This window comes from Mesorhizobium sp. WSM4814 (genome assembly GCF_055811595.1).
The window spans coordinates 77,800-99,382 of the sequence record NZ_JBVVQT010000015.1; the positions used below are offsets into that span (position 1 = coordinate 77,800).

A 21,583-nucleotide genomic window follows, 5' to 3' on the forward strand; every position below is an offset into this window, starting at 1 on the left:
TTCCGTTCCCAGTTGGACAGAAGGGCCGATCGGAACAATTGTGCCGCATCCGGACAGTTCTGTCCAGCAGAATGCCATTCCGGTTGACAGAACGATGCAAAGACTGCATGAATTTTTGTCGAGCGGGTCTGAATTCAGGCTACGTTGCTGGCAGGCACCGGAGGAGGTGTCGTGATTGGAGGAACCCCATGCTGAACAGACGCAGATTTTTAACGAGCACCGCCGCTGCCGGCGCCGCCGGTTTCGCAGCGTTGCATCTCTCGCCCGCTTTCGCGCAGGACGCACCGCAGATCCAGATCTTTGTGCCGGCAGCGCCCGGCGGCGGCTGGGACCAGACGGCGCGCACGATGGACCAGGTGCTGCGCAGTGAGAAGCTGATCTCCGGTTCGCAGATCACCAATGTCGGCGGCGCCGGCGGCACAGTCGGCCTGCCGCAATTCATCAGCCAGTGGAACGGCAAGGGCAATTCGCTGATGGTTGCCGGCATGGTCATGGTTGGCGCCATCATCGCCAACAAATCGGCCAATAATCTCACCGAGGTCACGCCGATCGCCCGCCTCACCGGCGAATTCGAGGCGCTGGTGGTGCCGGCGGCTTCGCCGTTCAAGACAGCAGCGGATTTCGTCGCCGCCCTCAAGGCCGATCCGACCAAAGTGCCGGTGGCTGGCGGTTCGGCCGGCGGCTCGGACCACATATTGTTCGGCCTTATCGCCAAGACGGCCGGTGTTCCGGCAGCCAATCTCTCCTACGTGCCGTTCGCCGGCGGCGGCGAGGCATTGTCGGCGCTTCTCGGCAACCAGGTCGCGGCCGGCATCTCCGGCTATGGCGAGTTCTCCGAACAGGTCAAGGCAGGCGCGCTTCGGCTGCTTGCCATTTCCGCGGACAAGCGCCAGGAAGGCATCGACGCACCGACGATGAAGGAAGCCGGCATCGATGTTGAACTGTTCAACTGGCGCGGCGTCTTCGCACCGCCGGGCGTTTCCGACGCCGACAAGGCGGCGATGATCACGCTGGTCGAGACGATGGCCAAAAGTGAAGCCTGGGCCACCGAATGCAAAAACCGCAACTGGACGCAGATCCTGCTCACCGGCGACGACTATGCGAAATTTCTCACCGAAGACACGGCTCGGATCGCAGCCATCCTCAAGGACCTCGGCCTTGCCTGATGTCCCCGGAGAGGGGCGGTCCGCACTGCCCCTTTCCGATGTTCGCCAGCCGCATGGACATACGATCCGGCGCGAGTGAAACTGCGATGAGGTCGGCCGTGGGAGACCGGCTATCCAGGGAGGACGATCATGAGCACCAGCGACCAGCAGGCGGCGCGGCCGCGCCTTGCCGTGCCCGAATTGCTGATCGGCATCGGGCTTCTTGCCTGCGCCGGCGCAGTGGCCTGGCAGACGCTGTCGATTCCGGTGTCGCCGCTCTACTCCAAGGTCGGCCCGACCGTCTTCCCCTACATCACCATGGTCGGCATGACGATCCTTTCCCTGCTGCTGATCGTCGCCGCACTGCGGGGCGGCTGGCAGCCGGAAGAAGAAAAGGAAACCCCGACCGACTGGAAGGCGATGGGCATCGTCGCCGTCGGACTGGTCGCGAATCTTGTTCTGATCCAGCCGCTTGGCTTCACCGCAGCCTCGGTGATCATGTTCGTTCTCATCTGCCACGGATTCGGCAGCAGACATCCGCTGCGTGACGTGCTGCTCGGCCTGATCCTGGCGCTTGCCGCCTATTTCGGCTTCGCCAGGGCGCTCGGCGTCAACATCGGCGCCGGCTTCATCGAGAACCAGCTGAACACGGGTCTCGATTCGATTATCCGTATGTTGAGAGGCTGAAGCCATGGAAACGCTTGGCCATCTCGCGCACGGATTTTCGGTCGCCTTTACGCCGGTCAATCTCATGTGGTGCCTGCTCGGCACGACACTGGGGACAGCGATCGGTGTGCTGCCCGGCCTCGGACCGGCACTGACCATCGCGCTGCTTTTGCCGATCACCTACCAGGTGGCGCCGGAAGCGTCCTTCATCCTGTTTGCCGGCATCTATTACGGCGCTATGTATGGCGGTTCGACGACATCGATCCTGCTCAACACGCCAGGTGAAAGCGCGACCATCGTCACTGCGCTGGAAGGCAACAGGATGGCCCGTTCCGGCCGCGGCGGCGCTGCACTTGCCACCTCGGCGATCGGCTCCTTTGTCGCCGGCACACTCGGCACGCTGGGGGTCGCCTTCCTGGCCCCGGTCGTCGTCAAATTCGCGCTGTCCTTCGGCCCGGCCGAATATTTCTCGCTGATGGTGCTGGCCTTCATCACGGTTTCGGCGGTGCTCGGCTCGTCGTCGGTGCGTGGCCTGACCAGCCTGTTCATCGGTTTCGTCATCGGCATGATCGGCGTCGACCTGCAGACCGGGCAACCGCGCTTCACCTTCGGCATGAGCCAATTGCTCGATGGCGTCGACGTGATCGTCGTCGCGGTCGGCCTCTTTGCGGTCGGCGAGACGTTCTACATGGCCTCGCGCCGCTATGCCGGCAAGGACGAGATCGTGCCGCTGAAGGGCTCGCTCTACATGACGGCGGCCGAATGGGCACGCTCGTGGAAGGCTTGGCTGCGCGGCGCCCTGCTCGGCTTCCCGATCGGCGCGCTACCGGCCGGCGGCGCCGAAATCCCGACCTTTCTGTCCTATGCAATCGAGAAAAAGCTCTCCAAACACAAGGAGGAGTTCGGCACGGTCGGCGCCATCGAAGGCGTTGCCGGGCCGGAAGCCGCCAACAACGCATCAGCCGCCGGCGTGCTGGTGCCGATGCTGACGCTTGGGTTGCCGACCTCGGCGACGGCCGCGATCATGCTGTCGGCCTTCCAAAGCTATGGCATCAATCCCGGGCCGATGCTGTTCATGACGCAGGCCAATCTGGTCTGGGGGCTGATCGCCAGCCTGTTCATCGCCAACATCATTCTCGTCATCCTCAACCTGCCGCTGATCGGGTTGTGGGTGCGGCTGCTGAAAATCCCGGCGCCGCAGCTCTATGCCGGCATCCTGGTGTTCGCCACGGTCGGCACCTACGGTATTTCTCAGTCGCCGACCGACCTCGTCATCCTCTATCTGCTCGGCGGGGCCGGGTTCCTGATGCGGCGCTTCGATTTCCCAACGGCGCCGGTCATCATCGGCATGATCCTCTGGCCGCTCGCCGAAACGCAGTTCCGCCGCGCGATGACCATCTCGAACGGCGACTGGTCGGTGTTCTACAAACATCCGCTGTCGCTGACACTGCTGACGCTGGCGTTCATCGGGCTGATCGGGCCGCATGTCTACGCTTACATCGAACGCCGCCGCATGCGTGGACCGGAACACGTGCCGGGCGATGCCTGACCTGTTTGTGACATCATGACCGATCTGCTGTCCGGCATCCGCGTCCTCGACCTGACCAATGTTCTGGCTGGCCCCTACTGTGCCTATCAGCTGGCGCTGCTCGGGGCCGATGTGATCAAGGTCGAGGCGCCGCAAGGCGGCGATCTGGCGCGCCAGCTCGGCGGCTCGCCGGAACTCAACAGCACCGGCATGGGCGCTTCATTCCTGGCGCAGAACGCCGGCAAACGATCGGTGGTGCTCGATCTCAAGAAAGAGGCCGATCGCGAACGCTTCCTCGATCTGGTCGCCTCCGCCGACGCGCTGGTCGAGAATTTCCGCCCCGGCGTGATGGATCGGCTGGGGCTCGGCTATGCCAGGCTGAAAGAGGTCCGCCCCAGTCTTGTCTATTGCGCGATTTCGGGCTTCGGCCAGACCGGGCCGATGCGCGACAATCCGGCCTATGACCAGATCATCCAGGGTCTTTCGGGCATCATGAGCATCACCGGCACAGCGCAGACCGCGCCGCTGCGTGTCGGATACCCCGTCGCCGACACGCTGGGTGGGCTGGTCGGGGCGTTCGCCATCACGGCGGCACTTGTGAAGCAGAAGACGACAGGCGAGGGCGCTTTCCTCGATGTGTCGATGCTCGAATGCACGCTTTCCGCGCTGGGCTGGCCGGTCTCCAACTATCTGACGGCAGGCGTCGAGCCGCAGCCGATGGGCAACGAGAACATGACGGCGGCACCTTCCGGCACGTTTCGCACCGGCGACGGTCTGCTCAATATCGCCGCCAACAAGCAGGAGCAGTTCGTCACGCTCTGCCGGCTGGTCGGGCTGCCGGAGCTGGCGTCGGACCCGCGCTTTGCCGAGCGCGAGACGCGCAAGCGCAATCGCATCGCCTTGAAGGCACTGATCGAGGATGCCCTGGCGAACAGCTCGGCCGCGGCCTTGGAGGAGACGCTCAATCGCGCAGGCGTGCCGGCGGGCAGGGTGCTGACGATCCCGCAGGTGCTGGCCGAGCAGCAAGTGATCGAGCGCGACATGACCACCCGTTTCGATAGCATGCCGAACATCGACCGACCGCTGACCGTCGTGCGCGGCGGGTTCATGGTCGATGGTGCAGCACCATTGCCGACCAAGCCGCCGCCGGCGCTGGGCGAGCATATGGACGAGGTGTTTGCCAGTCTGCCGCCGCGCGTCAAGAAAAGGGCGCAGGCATGAGCGACTCGAGAACATGAGCAACGTTGAGAAAAAAACCGGCCGCGAGCGCGGTGAGGAATGGTGGCAGACCGATATCATCGAAATGCGCCCTGGCGTGATCCGGCTGCGTGGCTATGAGATCCAGGACCTGATCGGCCGCGTCAGCTTTCCGGCGATGATCTGGCTGATGCTGCGCGGCGAACTGCCTGGCGAGGAGCAGGCGGCGCTGCTCGGTATCGCGCTGGGGGCGGCCGTCGACCACGGGCCGCAGGCGCCGTCGATCGCCATTGCCCGCATGGCGGCCACCTGCGGCGTCGGCATCAACAGCGCCATGGCTTCAGCCATCAATGTGCTTGGCGACGTGCATGGCGGCGCCGGCGAGCAGGCGCTTGCCTTCTACGGCGACATCGCCGCGGCACTGGACGCAGGCGTGACGCTTGCCGATGCCGTCGCGTCGCGGCTCGATCGCTTCTTCGCCGAGGAAAAATCCTATGTGCCGGGGCTCGGCCATCGCTTCCACCCGGTCGATCCGCGGGCGCCGCGTCTCATCGAGCTGACTCGCGATTTTGCCGCGCGCGGCGTCGTCAGCGGACGTTTCGCCGATATCGCCGAGGCTGTCGAGGCCGAGGTCGCGCGGCGCAAGGGCAAGAAGATCCCGCTCAACATCGACGGCGCCACCGCCGTCATCTATGGCGAGCTCGGCTTTCCGCCGCCGCTGACACGTGGCCTTTTCGTGCTGTCGCGCTCGGTCGGCATCTTGGCGCATGCGTGGGAACAGTCGCAACAGAGCGACCGCAACAAGGGACCACTGCCGCGCGAATGGTTGTGGGCCTATACGGGCACGCCGGTGCGGCCGTTTCCTCAGGGAGAAGACGACGCCAAATGAGACCTTGGTTCAAGTACGCCAGCGGGCGCTGGCTGGGGAATTTTCAGGTTCTTCAGCAGCGTTGAAAGATCGGGCTCGTCGATAAGGACGGCTGCGTCTTCCGGCGCCAGCCAGGCCCGCTGCCGCCTTTTGGCTTCCTGCCAGTTGGCCAGTTCCTCCGTCACCGCCAGCAGGTAGACGGTGACGTCGACGCGGACGAAGCGGTTCGTCAGCCGCTTCCAGTAGGAATAGGTGCCGGCCGGCTGCTTCAGCGTCTTGCCACGGACGCCGGCTTCCTCCCGCGCTTCGATGGTGGCTGCCTTGGGCCCACTCTTGCCCTTCATCGGCCAGCCCTTGGGCACGATAAAGCGCCTTGTCGATATCGAGGTGACCAGCATCACCTCGACGCCGCCATGCTTGCCCAGCCGAAAGGGAATCGCCGCGACCTGACGGATCCGCTCGCCCTTCCTCGCCTTGCGCACGACCTTCTTCTTGGTGGCTGCCATTGCCGACGATCCAATCAGGGCAGTGCCCAAGCGCAAAGGCACGTTGCGAAAATCAAAACTGCCTGTGATGCTACTTTAAGTAGAGCGGCGTTCAAGCATATCAGCTAAATAAATGAAACGGGCCATCAGCGGCAGACGCTGATGAAGCGGCTGCCCGATCGCCGCAACTGGCAAGTAGGCGCCATCTGCGGGACATCTGGCCGTTGCGGCACGACCACGCGATCCTGGGCACGGAACTGCTGTTGCTGCTGCTGAAATTGCTGCCGTCGCAGCCTGTTTTCCAGCATCTGCAATTCGCCTTGCAGGACCACCGTATTGCGATTGGCGGGAGCGACGTTCTGCGCGGAGACAGCCGCGCCCGACAGCATCGCTGTTGCCAGGGTTGCCGACATCAAGATCGTCGAAAGGCGAAGCGGCGACATCCATCCATTCCCTTACGAAACAGAACCGTGGGCCCGCACGAAACAGAACCTTGCGATTATATAGGGCGTTTGTCTGATGATGCCATGGATTAAAACCCCACGCCGGAGCGGAAGTGGCTGACTAGCCAGTCAGGGCGCAAAGCCCGTCGACCGATGTGTGCTGGCGAAGGGCACCAATACGAGGCCGACGACAAGAAGCTGGAGAGCATCCTGCGGTTCCATACCTTTCAGGCCTGGCTTGGATAATTTGAACCGCAACATCACACAGTTGAAAAACTCGGCATGGCCGGGCTGCGTTCCCCGGAGCCCTGGCCACGGCACGGCGATAGGCCAGCCGCGCGACTATTCGCGGAATGCGCGGCTGATCTGGTCGGTCAATGGCTTCATCAGAAACGAGATGACGGTGCGATCGGTCGTGCGCATGAACGCCTCCACCGGCATGCCTGGCTTGAGGCTTTCCGGATCCAACGAGCCAAGCTTGCCTTCGTCAAGCCTGATCCGCACGCTGTAGTAGGATAGTCCGTTCCGCTCGTCTTCGACGAGGTCGGGAGAAACCGTTGCTACATGTCCTTCGATTTCCGGCGTGACCTGCTGGCTGAACGCCGACAGCCGCAGATGGACAAGCTGGCCGGGCTGGACCTGATCGATGTCTTGAGGCGCGATGCGTGCGTCCACAGTCAATTCGTCAGCGGTCGGGACAATCATCATAATTGGCTCGCCGGTCGTGACGACGCCGCCGACCGTATGGATCGCAAGCTGATGCACCCGTCCGTTCTGGGGTGAACGAATATCGGTCTGTCTAAGCAATTCCTCCGCGGCGATCTTTCGCTCTGCCAATTCTGTGGTTCGCGCCTCCGTTTCGCGTAATTCTTTCGCGACCTCGCTGCGCCAATCCTGCTGGATCTGGATGATGGCCATTTCTGTTTCGCTGATTCTGCCGTTCGCTTCGGCTATCGCAGCGACGAGTTGGCCGCGCCCTCCCTCGATCTGAGCCTCGCCCCGCTCCAGGTCCAGGAGTCGCGACCGCTGGACGAGTTTCTTTTCCCAAAGGCCCCTGACGCCCTTGATCTCGTCGCGGACCAACGCAATCTCGTGCTCCTTGGCCGCCCTTTGTGCCTCGAGGCCCGCTATCTCCTCCTTGAGCTGGCTCACCCGTTGCCTGCGTTGCTCGATTTGGGCACGGTAAGCTCCCCGGCGCAAAGCGAAAAGTTTCTGCTCCCCGCCGATCACACGCGCCACATGTCCAACAGAGGAGCGGCTGGTGAGATCCTCGGAAAAGGCTATCGCCTCGGCACCCTCACGCTCCGCTGTGAGGCGTGCCTCCCGCGCCGAGAGTTCGTCCAGGTTATTGGTTATGACGGCGAGATTGGCGCGTGTAAGCGTGTCGTCGAGACGGAGCAAAATATCGCCTGCTCTGACTTCATCGCCGTTGCGCACGTTGATCTCACCCACAACGCCGCCGCTTGGATGCTGAACCGCCTTGACGTTGGATTCCACTGCGATATGGCCGGTAGCGATGACGGCGCCTGACAATTCCGTCGTTGCGGCCCATGCACCAAGGCCGCCGACAAGCAGCGCCACGGTTGCGGCGCCAAGAAGCATATACCGGCGAAGGGATAAGTCGTTCTGCGTCGGCTGCGATCGCACATCGGTAGGGAGGTTAGCCCGAACGAACGGCAGCCCGCCGATTTTGCCCTTGACGCCGGCCAGATGGCTCGCTCCGGCACGAATATGCGGAATCATCCCCCTCACGCCGTTACGCGCGCCAAAGAACGATCGATCATGAAATAACGTCATCCTGATGCCTTTTCCTCCGGGGCAACTGCTTGAAGCGTTCCCACGGAGGCACTCCGCGTCGTGCCCCGGATGACCAGATCCCTCGCCCCAAATGCGTGCTGACGGCCGGAGTCGAGAACAAGTAAAAGGTCCACTGCCGCCAGGGCGCTTGGACGATGGGCGATTACGACAACCACGCCGTGCCGCTGTTTGACTGCAAGGATCGCCTGGGTCAAAGCCTGCTCGCCTCCAGCGTCCAGATTCGAGTTCGGTTCATCCAAAACAACGAGGAAAGGATCACCATAAAGCGCGCGGGCCAGTCCAATGCGCTGCCGCTGTCCTGCTGAAAGCGATGCGCCGCCCTCGCCGATCTCGGTCTGATATCCGCGAGGCAAGCGCAGGATCATTTCGTGCATGCCCGCGGTCTTGGCCGCCGCGATAATGGTTGCCGGATCCGGAGAAGGATCAAAGCGGGCAATGTTTTGAGCAATGGTGCCTGCGAAAAGTTCGACATCTTGCGGCAGATACCCGATGTGCCGCCCCAGTGCCTCAGCCGGCCACTGTTCGATGGCGGCGCCGTCCAGGCGGATTTTGCCGCGCGCTGCCGGCCAGACGCCGACGAGCGCCCGCGCCAGTGACGATTTGCCCGATGCACTCGGACCGATGACACCGAGCGCGGAGCCGGCGCTCAGCGAAAACGTAATGTCCTGTACAACAAAACGGCGCTCGCCTGGCGGAACGACGCCGATCCCTTCAACCGAGAGTTCGGTCCGCGGCGGCGGCAGCTGCAAGCGATCCTCTGTGGCAGGGAACTGCGTGAAAAGTTCGTTCAGCCGGTGCCAGCCTTGTCTGGCGGCAAGAAAGTTCTTCCAGTGCGCAATTGCGAGTTCGACCGGCGCCAGCGCTCGCGCGGTGAGAATAGAGCTTGCGATGATGATGCCAGGCGTGGCTTCCTGGCCGATCACCAAATACGCTCCGATCGCGAGAACGACTGATTGCAGCAGCATCCTAAAGCCGCGGGAGAGCGCGCCGAATGAACCCGTGACATCGCTGGCGCGCATCTGCGCCTGCCTGTATTTGCCGTTTGCTTCCGCCCAGCGCGAGGCCATAGTGGATCTCATGCCCATCGCTTCGAGCACCTCGGCATTGCGGATGCTTGCCAGTGCGATATTGCTGCGCGCTCCGGCATATCCAGACATTTCGGTTGCTGGACGGCGGACCGTTTTCTCCGTGAGCACGGTCAATGCCAAAAGCAGGATCGCCCCAATCAGCGCAGCCAGGCCGAGCCATGGATGGAAGGCAAAACAGACAGCGAGATAAAGCGGCATCCACGGCAGGTCGAAAAGAGTGGCGGGACCACCGCTGGCCAGGAAACCGCCGATTTGATCGAGATCGCGCACCGGCTGCATGCCCTCGCCCGAACGGCCTCTGGCCAAGGGCAATTGCGACATCACGCGGTAGGTCCGCTCACTCAGGCGCTCGTCGAGTCCGCTGCCGATACGCGCCAGCACCCGGCCGCGGATCGCGTCGAGTGCACTTTGAAAAACATATAGAATCGAAATCAGCAGGACCAGAGCCACCAGCGTCGGCACGCTACGGCTGGGCAGGACCCTGTCGTAGACCTGCAGCATAAACACCGAGCCGGACAACATCAGCACGTTGATAAGGCCGCTGAAACCCGCCACCGCCAAAAAGGCGCGCCGGAAATGCGCCAGGCAGGCAGCCAATTCGGACTTCGCCCTCGGCGGGCGGAGCTTCTCTGAACCAGATTGTGACATTGATGTCCCCTCGATCAACCGCATGCGTCAGCAGGCGATGCGGGCCCATAACTGCAGGCCCGCATCGTCCGGCATTGGCTACGCGGCCTGATCGGCGATCACGCTGTTGTTATGCGCAGACAGTTGCTCGATGAGTTTCGCAGCCAGCGCGTCGGCATCGCCCGCTTGCGTATGTGCATACTCTGCCCAATCAAAAGCCGGTCTCGGATCGCCCGCATTTGCTAGCGCGGTCGATACAGCGTCCCGGACCTGTTCGATAGCGTCGTCGAGTTGGCCCCGAGCGTTCCCGAGTTGTGGAAACACGATGTTATCGCCCTCAAGCGCCACCTGTGCGCCACTCTCCTTAGCCGTGCCAGGCGTTGCTTCGGCCTCCTCATGTTCGGCCAGGGTCTGCTCAGACCGGAAGTTTGCGCCCTGTTTGCCGAAGAAGTTTGCAAGCCACTGGGAGCCAGAAACCGGCTGGCCAGAGTCCGGCTGGCCAGAAACCGGCTGCCCAGAAGCCGGCGGCGTTGTCGGGGCCGGTTCAGCTGGCGCGGTTGGCGTCGGGGCCTGCTGCGGCGCCGGATCGGAAGCCGCAGGTTCATCCTGAACGGCAGCGACGGATCCCAGCTTCGGATCCACGAGATCGAGTTTGACGTTCTTGCTCCCGACAGAGACAGTGCGCGTCGAAGCTTCGATGCCCGCCCCCGAGAAGGTTACTGTGTAGGTGCCCGGCTTGAGGGCGAGGTCATAGCCGCCAGCGGCCGTGGTCTTCGCCGTAAACGTCGTGCCCGTCGAACTCTTTGCCGTGATGGTGAGACCGGATAGACCTTCACCGGGATCGTAGAACCTGTCCCCGTCCTTATCGTCGATCGCCACACCGGTCAGGAACAGGTCTGATCCGGTCTTGCCGAAATTCTCCGTCACGAAACCGCTGGAGCGCCCCCGGTAATCGCCAACCTCGAATCCAAGCCCTACCTCGCGGAAGTTGCCGTTGAGGATGTTGGCACGATGACCCGGGGAGTTCATCAGGTTGTTGTGCAGGAGCAGAATCTCGTCATTATAGCCCGTCGGTGACCTGGTCGTAGCCCACGCGATGTTCTCCCCTGTCGCCCAGGAGCCGGCGAGGGTGTAGCCAGCCGCCTTCATGCGCTGGGTGGGCGAGGAGCCTCCCGACCCCGTGTGAGAAAAGGTGTCGGTTGCAAGCATCCATCTGCTGTGCCCCTCAGCCGACTCGCTGAGATCATTGTCAAAGGCCAGCGGCTGCACGCCGGCCTTAGCCCTCTCCGCGTTGATAAGTTCAAGTAGATATTGTTCTTGTGCGCTATGTTGCGGCATTAGGTCGTCGCTCCACTGTTTCGTTTTTGGACGGTCCCGCCAAGTTGTAGAATTTCCCCAATCACGCTTGGTAAAAGCCGACTGTGGCTAACCTGCGGCAAGCAGCTGTTAACCATGATTTTGTTAAAGAGAATTTGTGGGGATGCGATAACACAAAATTTCATATTGTAATGCAACCAGCAAGTGTGACATTCAATTATGCGCGTTCTCGCGGCGCGCGACGTGCGCGCCAGGCCGTGAGGAGCTGCGAGAGTGGCGGCCGCGGCTATGCCGCCGGCAAGAGGTCGGGCTCTCGTCCTTTATGCGCATGCCGCCAGCATCCAGATCGGGACGGCGCCCGGTCCTGTCCTGAACGCCTCGCGTCGACCATTGCCATTAACCGAAGGTTGTTCGCCGATCCTGGACATCAGGGACCCGTGTGGCCGAGCCGTCTCGATCGCTGTCAAGATTGTTAAATGAAAAGCTGATCAAGTCGGCTTCGCCGTACAACCAGGACGCTTGGTTGTGGAGCGCTGGATCAGCTGCAACAGGCGGCTGATGGTAGACGCGCGCCCCGCAGCGGGGTTAGACGGGCTCGCCCGCGGCCCTCGCTTCAGTCAACTTCGCGCAGGCGGTATCCGACGCCGGTTTCGGTGGTGATGTAACGCGGCTGGTCGGGCGTTTTCTCGATCTTTTGCCTGAGCTGCCGCACATAGACCCTGAGATACTGCACGTCGGTCGAATCGCCCCAGACCTGCTTCAAAAGAAACTGGTGGGTGAGAACCTTGCCGGCGTGCTGCACGAGGATGCGCAGGATGTCGTACTCCTTCGGCGAGAGCTTTATCTCCCTGTCCTCGATCATGACGATGCGCTTCACCAAATCGACCGTGAGATCGCCGGTGTTAAAGACCGGCTTCTCGCCTTGCTGCTGGAACTTGTGGCGGAGCGCCACGCGGATGCGCGCGACAAGCTCGTTCATGCCGAACGGCTTGGTGATATAGTCGTCGGCGCCGAGATCAAGTGCCGAGACGATGCCGGCCTCGTCGGTGCGGCTGGAAAGGATGACGACCGGAACATCCAGGCCGTCGTCCCGCCATTTGCGCAGCAATTCGTGGCCGCCCATGCCGGGCAGGCCGAGATCGAGCAGGATCAGGTCGGGCTTTTCCGTCTCCACGAGTTCGATCGCCGTCTTGGCGTTCGGCGCCTCGCTGATCGCATAGCCCTGGCTGCCAAGGCCGACGCGGAGCAGCTTGCGGATCGGCGGTTCGTCATCGACGACCAATATCCTGACGTCCAGATTCGTCATGGCTGCTCATCCATGTCGGGGTCTACATGTTGGTCTGCCGGTACCGGCATTCTGATAGTAAAAACCGAACCCGAGCGGTCGGTTCTGTTGGCCGCCGAAATCGTCCCGCCCATCGCCTCGATGAAGCCACGGCAGATCGAGAGCCCAAGCCCGGTGCCGGCACGGACCTGATCGCCCTTGCGCACCCGGTGGAACGTGTCGAAAATGCGCTCCAGATCCGCCGGCGGAATGCCTGGCCCCTCGTCCATGATCTGCAGGATGACGGAACCATTGTCCGCCCAGCCCTGCAGGCGGATCGTCGAACCTGGCGGGGCAAATTTAGCGGCATTGTCGAGGAGATTGAACAGCGCTTGCTCGAACAGGACAGGGTCGACCCTCAGCATCGGCAGATCCGTGGGAATGTCGACTTCGGTCTTGTGTTCGCCAATGATTTTTCTGGCTCGATGCAAGGCGGTGCCAACAATGTCGCCGACATAGTGGAACGCGTAGTTCGGCTCCATCGCACCGGATTCGATCTTGGTCATGTCAAGCAGATTGGCGATGAAGCGGTTCAGCCGTTCCGATTCGTCGAGCACGGTCGACAGCAGGTCCGCCCGGTCCGTTTCGGGAAGCGCCGGTGCAAATTCCCGCAATGTGCCGGCGGCGCCCATGATGGCGGCAAGCGGCGTCTTCAGGTCATGGGAAATCGAGGTCAGCAGCGCCGACCGCAGGCGGTCCGCCTCGGCCTCGAGCTTGGCCCGGTCGACGTCGGCAACAAGCTGGATGCGTTCGATGGCGACTGCCGCCTGGTCGGCGAGCGCGTCCAGCAGGCGCTGCTGCTCGGGCGTCAACAGCGGACCTTGCTTGTCGTTGTCGAGGCCGACGACGCCGACAGCGGTGCGCCCGGTCCGCAACGGCAGATACAGGCGTCTTGCTCCGGGAAGCGTGTCGGCGCCGCGGCCCGCGGGACGATCGTGCTCCCAGGCCCAACGGGCGGCCGCGATGTCGGCCTCGGCCAGCGTGTCGTCGGGTGGGTAACCGGCCTTGACGGTGATCGTGCCGTTTTCCGGCAGCAGCAGCACCACGCGCAACTTCAGCATCGAAGCTATCTGGAAGGCAGTCGCCCAGAGCACGTCGTCAAGCGTGCCGGCGCCGGCGAGCTTCTTCGAGAAGAGATAGATATCTTCCGTGGCGCGTGCCCGCGAGCGGGCAGCGACCGCCTGTCGCTGCACGCGCACTGTCAGATTGCTGGCAATGACCGCAACAACCACGAAGGCAGCCAGCGCCACGATGCTCTCCGGATCCTGGATCGTCAGCGTGTAACGTGGTTCCAGGAAGAAATAGTTGAAGGCAATGGCGCTGATGACGCAGGCATACAAAGCCGGCCAGAGACCCCCGGTCACCGCCGATGTCAGAACCCCGATGAGAAAGATGATCGCCAGGTTGCGGACGTCGAGAAACTGGTGGAGAAGGACGGCGAAGGCGAGCGAGCCTACAACGTAGGCCGTGGCCTTGAGATAGGGCCAGATCTCGAATTGCCACTGCTCGTCCGCCGTCTTGACGGTCCTCGACGTCGCCTCGGCGTTGCGTTCGTTTCCCGAAATGACATGGACGCTGATGTCGCCGGCATGGCGGATGAGATCATAAGTGAGCGAGCCTTCGATCAATTCCCGCCAGCGCGATCGGGTCGGCCTGCCGATCACGATATGGGTGAAGTTGTTCGCGGTCGCATGGCGAACGATGTCCTGCGCGACGTTCTGACCTGGAATGGTCGTTACCTCGGCGCCGAGTTGCTCGGCAAGGCGCAGCAGCGTCGCCAGCCGATCCTTGGCCTCCTCGGACGTGGCGGCTGAACGAGGGGTATCGACGTGAAGCGCCGTCCAGGGGGCGCGGAGCCGGTCGGCCAATCTCCGCGCATAGCGGACGCGGGCCGCCCCGCCCGGACGCGCGTCGACGCAGACGAGAACCCTTTCCCCCGCCGCCCAGGGTCCGGGTATGGCGTGGGCCTGCATGTGGGTCAGCAACTGCTCGTCGACGCGCTGGGCGGTGCGGCGCAGCGCAAGTTCCCTGAGCGCCGTCAGATTGCCCGGCGAGAAATAATTCTCGATCGCGCGCCGGGCGGTGCTGGGGATGTAGACCTTGCCTTCCTCGAGTCGCTTGATCAGGTCGTCGGGCGTGAGATCGATGATCTCGATGTCGTCGGCCTGATCGATGATGGAGTCTGGAACCGTCTCGCGCACCCTGACGCGCGTGATCTGCGCCACGACATCGTTCAGGCTTTCGACATGCTGGATGTTGAGCGTGGTGTAGACGTCGATGCCGTGCGTCAGGATTTCCTGAACGTCGAGATAGCGCTTGGGATGGCGGCTGCCCGGCGCGTTCGTATGGGCAAGCTCGTCGACGAGGACCAGCGCCGGCCGCCGGGCAAGGATGGCATCGAGGTCCATTTCCTCGAGGGCGCGCCCCTTGTAGTCGACCCGACGACGCGGAATCACCTCATAGCCGTCGACCAGCACCTGGGTTTCCTTGCGGCCGTGCGTCTCGACGACGCCGATCACCACGTCCACTCCGTCGGCCAATCTTGCACGGCCCGACATCAGCATTTCATAGGTCTTGCCGACACCGGGTGCTGCACCCAGAAAAATCCGCAGACGACCGCGCCCCTCCCGCTCCGCACGGTCAAGCAGGGCGTCGGGTGAGGGTCTGGTTTCGTTGCTTCTGTCGTCCGGCATCACAATCGATCATGAAGGGCGCCGGGGATGGTGTCGATCCCCAGCCCACCACTCATTGCTTCCCACCATTCATTGCCTGGTGGCCTCGTCCAGCGCCAGGTTGAGCGCCAGCACATTGACCACAGGCTCTCCCATCAAACCGAGTTCGCGGTCCTCGACGTGGCTGTCGACAAGGGATTTGACCCTGGCTTCATCGACGCCCCTGGCCCTGGCCACCCTGGCGACCTGGAAATAGGCAGCCTCGGGGCTGATATGCGGATCGAGGCCGCTGCCTGAAGTCGTGACCAGATCGATCGGCACCGGCTGGTTCGGATTTTCCACTTTCAGCCTGTCGGCATCGCTCTTGACGCGGTCGATCAGCTTGGCGTTGGTCGGCCCGAGATTCGAGCCGCTCGAAGCGGCGGCGTCGTAGCCGTCGCCGGCAGCCGACGGCCGGCCATGAAAATAGCGCTCGCCGGCAAAAGCCTGGCCGATCAGCTCGGAGCCGACGAGCTTGCCGTCCCTCTCGATCAGGCTGCCATTGGCCTGGCGCGGGAACAAGGCCTGGGCGATGCCGGTCATGCCGATCGGATAGATCAGGCCGGTCAGGATGGTGAAGAAAACGATCATGGTGATCGCGGGTCTGATTTGCTTGAGCATGGACTTGATTCCCTATGCGAGGCCTAGCGCGGTGATGGCCATGTCGATCGCCTTGATGCCGACGAAGGGGGCGACGAGGCCGCCGAGGCCGTAGACAAGAAGGTTGCGGCCGAGCAGCGCGCCGGCGCCGACGGCGCGATATCTGACGCCTCTCAGCGACAGCGGGATCAGCGCGACGATGATCAGTGCGTTGAAGATGATAGCCGAGAGAATAGCGCTCTGCGGCGTCGCCAGATGCATGATGTTGAGCGCCTGCAGCGGACCTGACGTCTGCCCCGGCGCGATGTAGAAGACGGCGAATATGGCCGGGATGATGGCAAAATACTTGGCCACGTCGTTGGCGATCGAGAAGGTCGTCAGCGAGCCGCGCGTCATCAGCAGCGCCTTGCCAATTTCCACGATCTCGATCAGCTTGGTCGGATCGCTGTCGAGATCGACCATATTGCCGGCTTCGCGTGCGGCGACGGTGCCGGTGTTCATGGCGACGCCGACATCGGCCTGCGCAAGGGCCGGCGCATCATTGGTGCCGTCGCCGCACATGGCGACGAGCTTGCCCTTGGCCTGTTCGTCGCGGATGAGCTTCAGCTTGTCCTCGGGCGTCGCCTGGGCAAGGAAATCGTCGACGCCGGCCTCCGCCGCGATCGCCGCCGCCGTCATCGGGTTGTCGCCGGTGATCATCACCGTGCGGATACCCATCTTGCGCAGTTCGGCGAAGCGTTCCCGGATGCCGCCCTTGACGATGTCCTTGAGATGGACGACGCCGAGCAGGCGTCCGTCGCGCTCGACCGCAAGCGGCGTGCCGCCGGATTTGGCGACGTCGTCGGCGATCGCCTGGAGGTCGCGGACGGTGTCGCTGCCGGGGCGCGTGCCATGCGTAGCGACCGTCGACTGATTGACGAACGCGAGCACCGAATCGACCGCGCCCTTGCGAACCGAAGAGCCATCAATGTCGACGCCGCTCATGCGGGTTTGCGCGGTGAAGGGCACGAAAGCGGCATTCAGTGCTGCCATGTCGCGGGCACGGATGGCGTATTTCTCCTTCGCCAGCACGACGATCGAGCGGCCTTCCGGCGTTTCGTCGGCAAGCGAGGCCAACTGCGCCGCGTCGGCCAACTCCTGCTCGGTGACGCCCTTGACCGGGCGGAATGCCGTCGCCTGGCGATTGCCGAGCGTGATCGTGCCGGTCTTGTCGAGCAGCAGCGTGTCGACGTCACCGGCCGCCTCGACGGCGCGGCCCGACATCGCCAGCACGTTGAACCGCACCAGGCGATCCATGCCGGCGATGCCGATGGCCGAAAGCAGCGCGCCGATCGTCGTCGGGATCAAGGTGACGAACAGGGCGACGAGGACGGTCACCGAAATGGTGCCGCCCGAATAGGAGGCGAAACTCGGGATCGTCGCCGTCGCCAGCACGAAGATCAGCGTCATGCCGACGAGCAGGATGTTGAGCGCGATCTCGTTGGGCGTCTTCTGGCGCGCAGCGCCTTCGACCAGCGAGATCATACGGTCGAGGAACGTATGGCCGGAGGCCGCGGTGATGCGCACGCGAATCCAGTCGGACAGAACCTGCGTGCCGCCGGTCACCGCCGAACGGTCGCCGCCGGATTCACGGATAACCGGAGCGGATTCGCCGGTGATCGCCGCCTCGTTGACCGAAGCGACGCCTTCGATCACCTCGCCGTCCGATGGAATGATGTCGCCGGCCTCGACGAGCACCACGTCGCCGACCTTCAGGCTGGTGCCGGGCACCAGCTTGAACCTGGTGCGGTCGTCGCCGCTCAACAGCTTGGCCTGGCTCTCGGTGCGAGCCTTGCGCAGCGAATCGGCCTGCGCCTTGCCTCGGCCTTCGGCGACCGCTTCGGCGAAGTTGGCGAAAAGCACGGTGAACCACAGCCAGATGATGATCTGCAGCGAGAAGCCGAGATCGCCGCCGCCGGTGACGAGATCCTTGACGAACAGGACTGAGGTGAGCGCCGAGACGACGGCGACGACGAACATCACCGGATTGCGCATCAAGGTGCGCGGGTTGAGTTTCCTGAAGGCGCCGTCGACGGCGGGCAGCAGGATACGGGCATCCATGATGACAGCGGATTTGGACTGGCTCATTTGGTGGCTCCAGTATCGGTGTTGTTGACCGGTCGATCATCTGCCGAAAGCAGATGCGGCAGCCCGGAGGCAAGCAGCCAGACCACGATCATGACTGCCGCAATGCCGAAGAACGTGGACAAGGTCGGAAAAGGCGGCGGGGTCGGGAAAGGAGGCGGGGTTGCCCCTTTCCGATCGTCTCGATGCCGAATCTTGCGACGTATGGATTTGAGCCAGGACATGACATTGATCCAAGGTGGGACGGTTCAGAAAGTCTGCCCGTGGATGCCGGCCAGGTGCTCCACGATCGGTCCGACTGCCAGCGCCGGGAAGAAGGTGAGGCCGCCGACGATCAGAATGACGCCGACCAGCAGCCCGACGAACAGCGGCCCGTGGGTCGGAAAGGTGCCGGCGGAGGCGGGCACCGTCTTCTTGGCGACCAGCGAGCCGGCGATCGCCAGAGCCGGGATGATGACCAGGAAGCGGCCCATCAGCATGCCAATGGCAAGCGTGACGTTGTACCAGGGCGTGTTGCCGGTCAGGCCGCCAAAGGCCGAGCCGTTGTTGGCGGCAGCCGAGGTGTAGGCATAGAGAACTTCGGAGAAGCCGTGCGGGCCGGCATTGGCCATCGAAGCGACGCTGGTCGGCAGCACCACCGCGATGGCGGTGAAGATCAGCATCGCCAGCGGCAGGCAGAGAATGGCGAGCATCGCCATCTTGACCTCCTTGGCCTCGATCTTCTTGCCGAGGTATTCGGGCGTGCGTCCGACCATCAATCCGGCGACGAAGACGGCGATCACGATGTACATCAGGATGCCGTAGAGACCGGCGCCGACACCGCCGACAATGACCTCGCCGAGCTGCATGTTGATGATCGGGATCATGCCGCCAAGCGCTGTGAAGCTGTCATGCATGGCGTTGACGGCGCCGCAGGACGCGGCGGTGGTGATCACCGCAAACAGCGCCGACAAAGCGATGCCGAAGCGCGTTTCCTTGCCTTCCATGTTGCCGCCGTCGATGCCCAGCGCATGCACCAGCGGATTGCCTGATGCTTCCGCCCAGTAGCAGACGGCAACGCCGGCGATGAACAGGACGCCCATTGCAGTCAAGATCGCCCAACCCTGGCGCTGGTCGCCGTTCATGCGGCCGAAGACGTTGGTCAGCGCCGCACCGATGGCGAAGATCGAAACCATCTGGATCAGATTCGAGATCGCGTCGGGGTTTTCGAAGGGATGCGCGGCATTGGCGTTGAAGAAGCCGCCACCATTGGTGCCGAGCATCTTGATGGCGATCTGCGAGGCAACCGGCCCGACCGCGATCGTCTGCCGCGCGCCCTCCAAAGTTGTGGCGTCGAGATAGGCGCTGAGCGTCTGCGGTATGCCGAGATAGACATAGACCAGCGTCAGCACCATGCAGAGCGGCAACAGCAGGTAAAGGGTGCACCGGGTCATATCGACCCAGAAATTGCCGATCGATTTGCCGGAGGCCTTGGTGAAACCGCGGATCAGCGCGATTGCGATGGCGATGCCGGTCGCTGCGGACAGGAAGTTCTGCACGGTGAGGCCGGCCATCTGCACGAGATAGGACATCGTGCTTTCACCGCCGTAGTTCTGCCAGTTGGTGTTGGTCATGAAGCTGGCGGCGGTGTTGAAGGCGAGCCCGGGTTCGACAGAGCTCATGCCGGCCGGATTGTAAGGCAGGCTGCCTTGCAGCCGTTGCAGGGCGTAGAGCACCAGGAAGCCGGCGAGGTTGAAGAACAGCACGGCCGCCGCATAGGTGGTCCAGTGCTGCTCCTCACGCTCGCTGGTCCCCGAGATGCGATAAAGGCTGCGCTCGACAGGACCCAAAATCGGCGAAAGGAACGTGCGGTCGCCGCTGAAAACGCGAACCATGTAGCCGCCGAGCGGCTTCACCAGCAAAACGAGGATCCCGCAATAGACGAGGATCTGCATCCATCCGTTGAAAGTCATTGAAATAGCCTTCCGTGCCTGCGCCAGTTGCCGTTAGAAACGTTCTGGGCGAATGAGGGCGTATGTCAGGTAGACGAGAAGGAACAGGGTCACAGCGCCACCGAGGATATAGTCGACAAGCATGTTGCGGTCCTTCCGCCTAAAGACTGTCGCAGGCTTTGACGAAGGCGAAGAACAGGGCGAAAAACAAAAACCCTATCCCGAGAACAATGATGTCCATCGGAGCTGTTCCTTATTTTCGTTTTTGCACTGGCTTGCCTGCAGCCGGGCAGCGTTGAAGTCATGTGAAGACACTCTGTCGCGATGATAATGGCGACCGAGATGTGTTCCTTCCCGACGGAATATGGATCCAAACCCCATAAAGGTTCGAGACGTGGCGAAGAGGAAAGAAATAAGAATCCTATAAAGGATTTGCCGTCGCGGCTCTCAGCGCGGCGCTCAAAGACAAGCCGTGCGGCGGGGCGAAGCCGCCGAAAATCAGCGATTTCGCGTATAGATCACGGCATAGTCGTCCGCATACGCGCTTCCAGCCGAGTTCATCGAAGAATGGGATGGGGCTGTCGTCCAGCGTGCGAATGGCTGGCGGGTGCGAAGCTGATGCGGGAACGAGGGCGGACTCGCTCCGCCAAATCGGCTGCTCAGCCTTCGGCCTTGAAGTTCTTGGCTTCCTTCTCGACCTTGGCGCTGTCCTTGCCGTGCTTGCGCATCAGATCCTTCGCCTGGTTGGGCGAAACGTCAGTTGTCTCGGCCAGTCGCAGGGCCTCCTTGTCGTCCGGTTCTCGTTTCTTCCGATCGGCCATTGCGGTCCGTTTGTCAGCCATCACAATGCCTTTATGCTCTTGGCGATTTCGTTCAGCACCTTGCGGTCGGTGCCGTGGCGCTTGATCAGCGTGCGAGCCTGGTCGGGAGTGATGCCGGCTTCCTCGGCGAGATGCCTCACCTCATAGTCTTCGTCGCCGGCTACTTGTGAGCGATCGCGGTTGTCGGTCTTGGTCTTGTCGTCTGGCATGGCAGTTCTCTCCTCACTTAGAGGCTGTTTGGAAAGTCTACTCCGGCGGCCATCTGATGGCGTTTTCTGCGCTTCCGGTGCTCACGGACCCGAACGTCCGCTGCGCTCCGGTTCTCGAAACCACCACCATATGACTCGCCGGAGCGACTTTCGAAACAGTCTCTTGGACGTGAAGCATAACGGCGGAGATTTCGTGAGGTTCCTTAATGCATGTCGCCCAAAAGTGCGCAGCGGTTTTGGGACAACGACATGCATAGCGACAGCAATGCGACGTGACGCGCTTTAACGCCGCCCTTCGCGCACAAACACATGGGCTTCCTTGGCTGCCGCCGTGAATGCCCGCCGCGCAGTCCCAACCGCCCGCCGCTGCTCCATCGCATCCATCATGGCTTTCAAGGCCGCGCGATATTTCGGCCCGCGCTTTTCGTTTGGCCATTTGTCGACCAGAAGCGAGGCCGCCTGGACCGTCCTCGTCACAGAAAGCCGGCGTCCGGTGCGTTCGCTCTCGATCGTCACCGGAACGTCGAACTGTTCATCACGCATTGCCGCCACTCCTCGACTCCAAGGACAGCAACGGCGCAGCGGAGTTATTCGTTCCGACAGCGAATGGCGCGATCCATCCCGATCACAATTCATGGTTACGGAGTGGCTTATGTCGCCAGTCTCATTTTAGACAGTGCG

19 protein-coding genes and 1 pseudogene are annotated in these 21,583 nt (G+C 62.6%); 6 read left to right on the forward strand and 14 right to left on the reverse strand.

Annotated features, from left to right (window positions below):
• Positions 1 to 188 precede the first annotated feature (188 nt).
• The 5 genes from AC0L2V_RS21455 (at position 189) to AC0L2V_RS21475 (ending at position 5,425) form a co-directional block, all read left to right on the forward strand.
• Entirely contained in the window at positions 189 to 1,166 is a 978-nt protein-coding gene (locus tag AC0L2V_RS21455) for a Bug family tripartite tricarboxylate transporter substrate binding protein (protein WP_091595596.1), read from the forward strand.
• A 129-nt stretch (positions 1,167 to 1,295) separates the two neighbouring features.
• Positions 1,296 to 1,832, forward strand: a complete 537-nt coding sequence (locus AC0L2V_RS21460; RefSeq protein WP_023797463.1) for a tripartite tricarboxylate transporter TctB family protein — start codon at positions 1,296 to 1,298, stop codon at positions 1,830 to 1,832.
• Positions 1,833 to 1,836: 4 nt separating this feature from the next.
• Positions 1,837 to 3,360, forward strand: a complete 1,524-nt coding sequence (locus AC0L2V_RS21465; RefSeq protein WP_091595598.1) for a tripartite tricarboxylate transporter permease — start codon at positions 1,837 to 1,839, stop codon at positions 3,358 to 3,360.
• Between the two features lie 15 nt (positions 3,361 to 3,375).
• The gene (locus tag AC0L2V_RS21470; RefSeq protein ID WP_473521126.1) at positions 3,376 to 4,560 is read left to right on the forward strand and encodes a CaiB/BaiF CoA transferase family protein; all 1,185 of its coding nucleotides are present in this window, start codon (positions 3,376 to 3,378) and stop codon (positions 4,558 to 4,560) included.
• Positions 4,561 to 4,573: 13 nt separating this feature from the next.
• Positions 4,574 to 5,425 (forward strand): citryl-CoA lyase, encoded by an 852-nt coding sequence (locus AC0L2V_RS21475; RefSeq protein WP_473521127.1) that lies wholly within the window; start codon positions 4,574 to 4,576, stop codon positions 5,423 to 5,425.
• Here the strand turns inward: AC0L2V_RS21475 and AC0L2V_RS21480 are convergent.
• The 5 genes from AC0L2V_RS21480 to AC0L2V_RS21500 form a co-directional block, all read right to left on the reverse strand.
• A complete protein-coding gene (locus AC0L2V_RS21480; protein ID WP_128185848.1) occupies positions 5,401 to 5,910 on the reverse strand; it encodes an NUDIX hydrolase in 510 nt (169 codons plus the stop codon). The two genes, AC0L2V_RS21475 and AC0L2V_RS21480, sit on opposite strands and share 25 nt — an antisense overlap.
• A gap of 125 nt (positions 5,911 to 6,035) precedes the next feature.
• On the reverse strand, positions 6,036 to 6,302 hold the full coding sequence (locus tag AC0L2V_RS21485; RefSeq protein ID WP_084646721.1) for a hypothetical protein: 267 nt from the start codon (positions 6,300 to 6,302) through the stop codon (positions 6,036 to 6,038).
• 372 nt (positions 6,303 to 6,674) lie between these two features.
• The gene (locus AC0L2V_RS21490) at positions 6,675 to 8,129 is read right to left on the reverse strand and encodes an HlyD family type I secretion periplasmic adaptor subunit (RefSeq protein ID WP_473521128.1); all 1,455 of its coding nucleotides are present in this window, start codon (positions 8,127 to 8,129) and stop codon (positions 6,675 to 6,677) included.
• Positions 8,126 to 9,886: a type I secretion system permease/ATPase gene (locus tag AC0L2V_RS21495; RefSeq protein WP_473521129.1), complete on the reverse strand. Its 1,761-nt coding sequence runs from the start codon at positions 9,884 to 9,886 to the stop codon at positions 8,126 to 8,128. The genes AC0L2V_RS21490 and AC0L2V_RS21495 overlap by 4 nt, the downstream gene beginning before the upstream one ends.
• 78 nt (positions 9,887 to 9,964) lie before the next feature.
• On the reverse strand, positions 9,965 to 11,203 hold the full coding sequence (locus tag AC0L2V_RS21500; RefSeq protein ID WP_473521130.1) for a CAP domain-containing protein: 1,239 nt from the start codon (positions 11,201 to 11,203) through the stop codon (positions 9,965 to 9,967).
• A 230-nt stretch (positions 11,204 to 11,433) separates the two neighbouring features.
• Here AC0L2V_RS21500 and AC0L2V_RS21505 point away from each other — a divergent pair.
• Positions 11,434 to 11,752, forward strand: a pseudogene (locus AC0L2V_RS21505) (IS5/IS1182 family transposase); the annotation flags it as partial.
• Between the two features lie 43 nt (positions 11,753 to 11,795).
• Here the strand turns inward: AC0L2V_RS21505 and AC0L2V_RS21510 are convergent.
• The 9 genes from AC0L2V_RS21510 to AC0L2V_RS21550 form a co-directional block, all read right to left on the reverse strand.
• A complete protein-coding gene (locus AC0L2V_RS21510; RefSeq protein WP_287122749.1) occupies positions 11,796 to 12,488 on the reverse strand; it encodes a response regulator transcription factor in 693 nt (230 codons plus the stop codon).
• Positions 12,485 to 15,199, reverse strand: a complete 2,715-nt coding sequence (locus tag AC0L2V_RS21515) for a DUF4118 domain-containing protein (protein ID WP_473521131.1) — start codon at positions 15,197 to 15,199, stop codon at positions 12,485 to 12,487. The genes AC0L2V_RS21510 and AC0L2V_RS21515 overlap by 4 nt, the downstream gene beginning before the upstream one ends.
• Before the next feature lie 69 nt (positions 15,200 to 15,268).
• Positions 15,269 to 15,838, reverse strand: a complete 570-nt coding sequence (gene kdpC, locus AC0L2V_RS21520) for a potassium-transporting ATPase subunit KdpC (protein ID WP_473521132.1) — start codon at positions 15,836 to 15,838, stop codon at positions 15,269 to 15,271.
• 12 nt (positions 15,839 to 15,850) lie between these two features.
• Positions 15,851 to 17,944: a potassium-transporting ATPase subunit KdpB gene (gene kdpB, locus AC0L2V_RS21525; RefSeq protein ID WP_473521133.1), complete on the reverse strand. Its 2,094-nt coding sequence runs from the start codon at positions 17,942 to 17,944 to the stop codon at positions 15,851 to 15,853.
• Positions 17,945 to 18,189: 245 nt separating this feature from the next.
• Entirely contained in the window at positions 18,190 to 19,893 is a 1,704-nt protein-coding gene (kdpA, locus tag AC0L2V_RS21530) for a potassium-transporting ATPase subunit KdpA (RefSeq protein WP_473521134.1), read from the reverse strand.
• Positions 19,894 to 19,926: 33 nt separating this feature from the next.
• The gene (locus AC0L2V_RS21535) at positions 19,927 to 20,016 is read right to left on the reverse strand and encodes a K(+)-transporting ATPase subunit F (protein WP_023797479.1); all 90 of its coding nucleotides are present in this window, start codon (positions 20,014 to 20,016) and stop codon (positions 19,927 to 19,929) included.
• Positions 20,017 to 20,531: 515 nt separating this feature from the next.
• Entirely contained in the window at positions 20,532 to 20,714 is a 183-nt protein-coding gene (locus tag AC0L2V_RS21540; RefSeq protein ID WP_036262205.1) for a hypothetical protein, read from the reverse strand.
• A complete protein-coding gene (locus AC0L2V_RS21545; RefSeq protein ID WP_023797481.1) occupies positions 20,714 to 20,902 on the reverse strand; it encodes a DUF3606 domain-containing protein in 189 nt (62 codons plus the stop codon). The genes AC0L2V_RS21540 and AC0L2V_RS21545 overlap by 1 nt, the downstream gene beginning before the upstream one ends.
• Positions 20,903 to 21,184: 282 nt before the next feature.
• A complete protein-coding gene (locus AC0L2V_RS21550; RefSeq protein WP_023797483.1) occupies positions 21,185 to 21,445 on the reverse strand; it encodes a DUF982 domain-containing protein in 261 nt (86 codons plus the stop codon).
• Between the last annotated feature and the right edge of the window lie 138 nt (positions 21,446 to 21,583).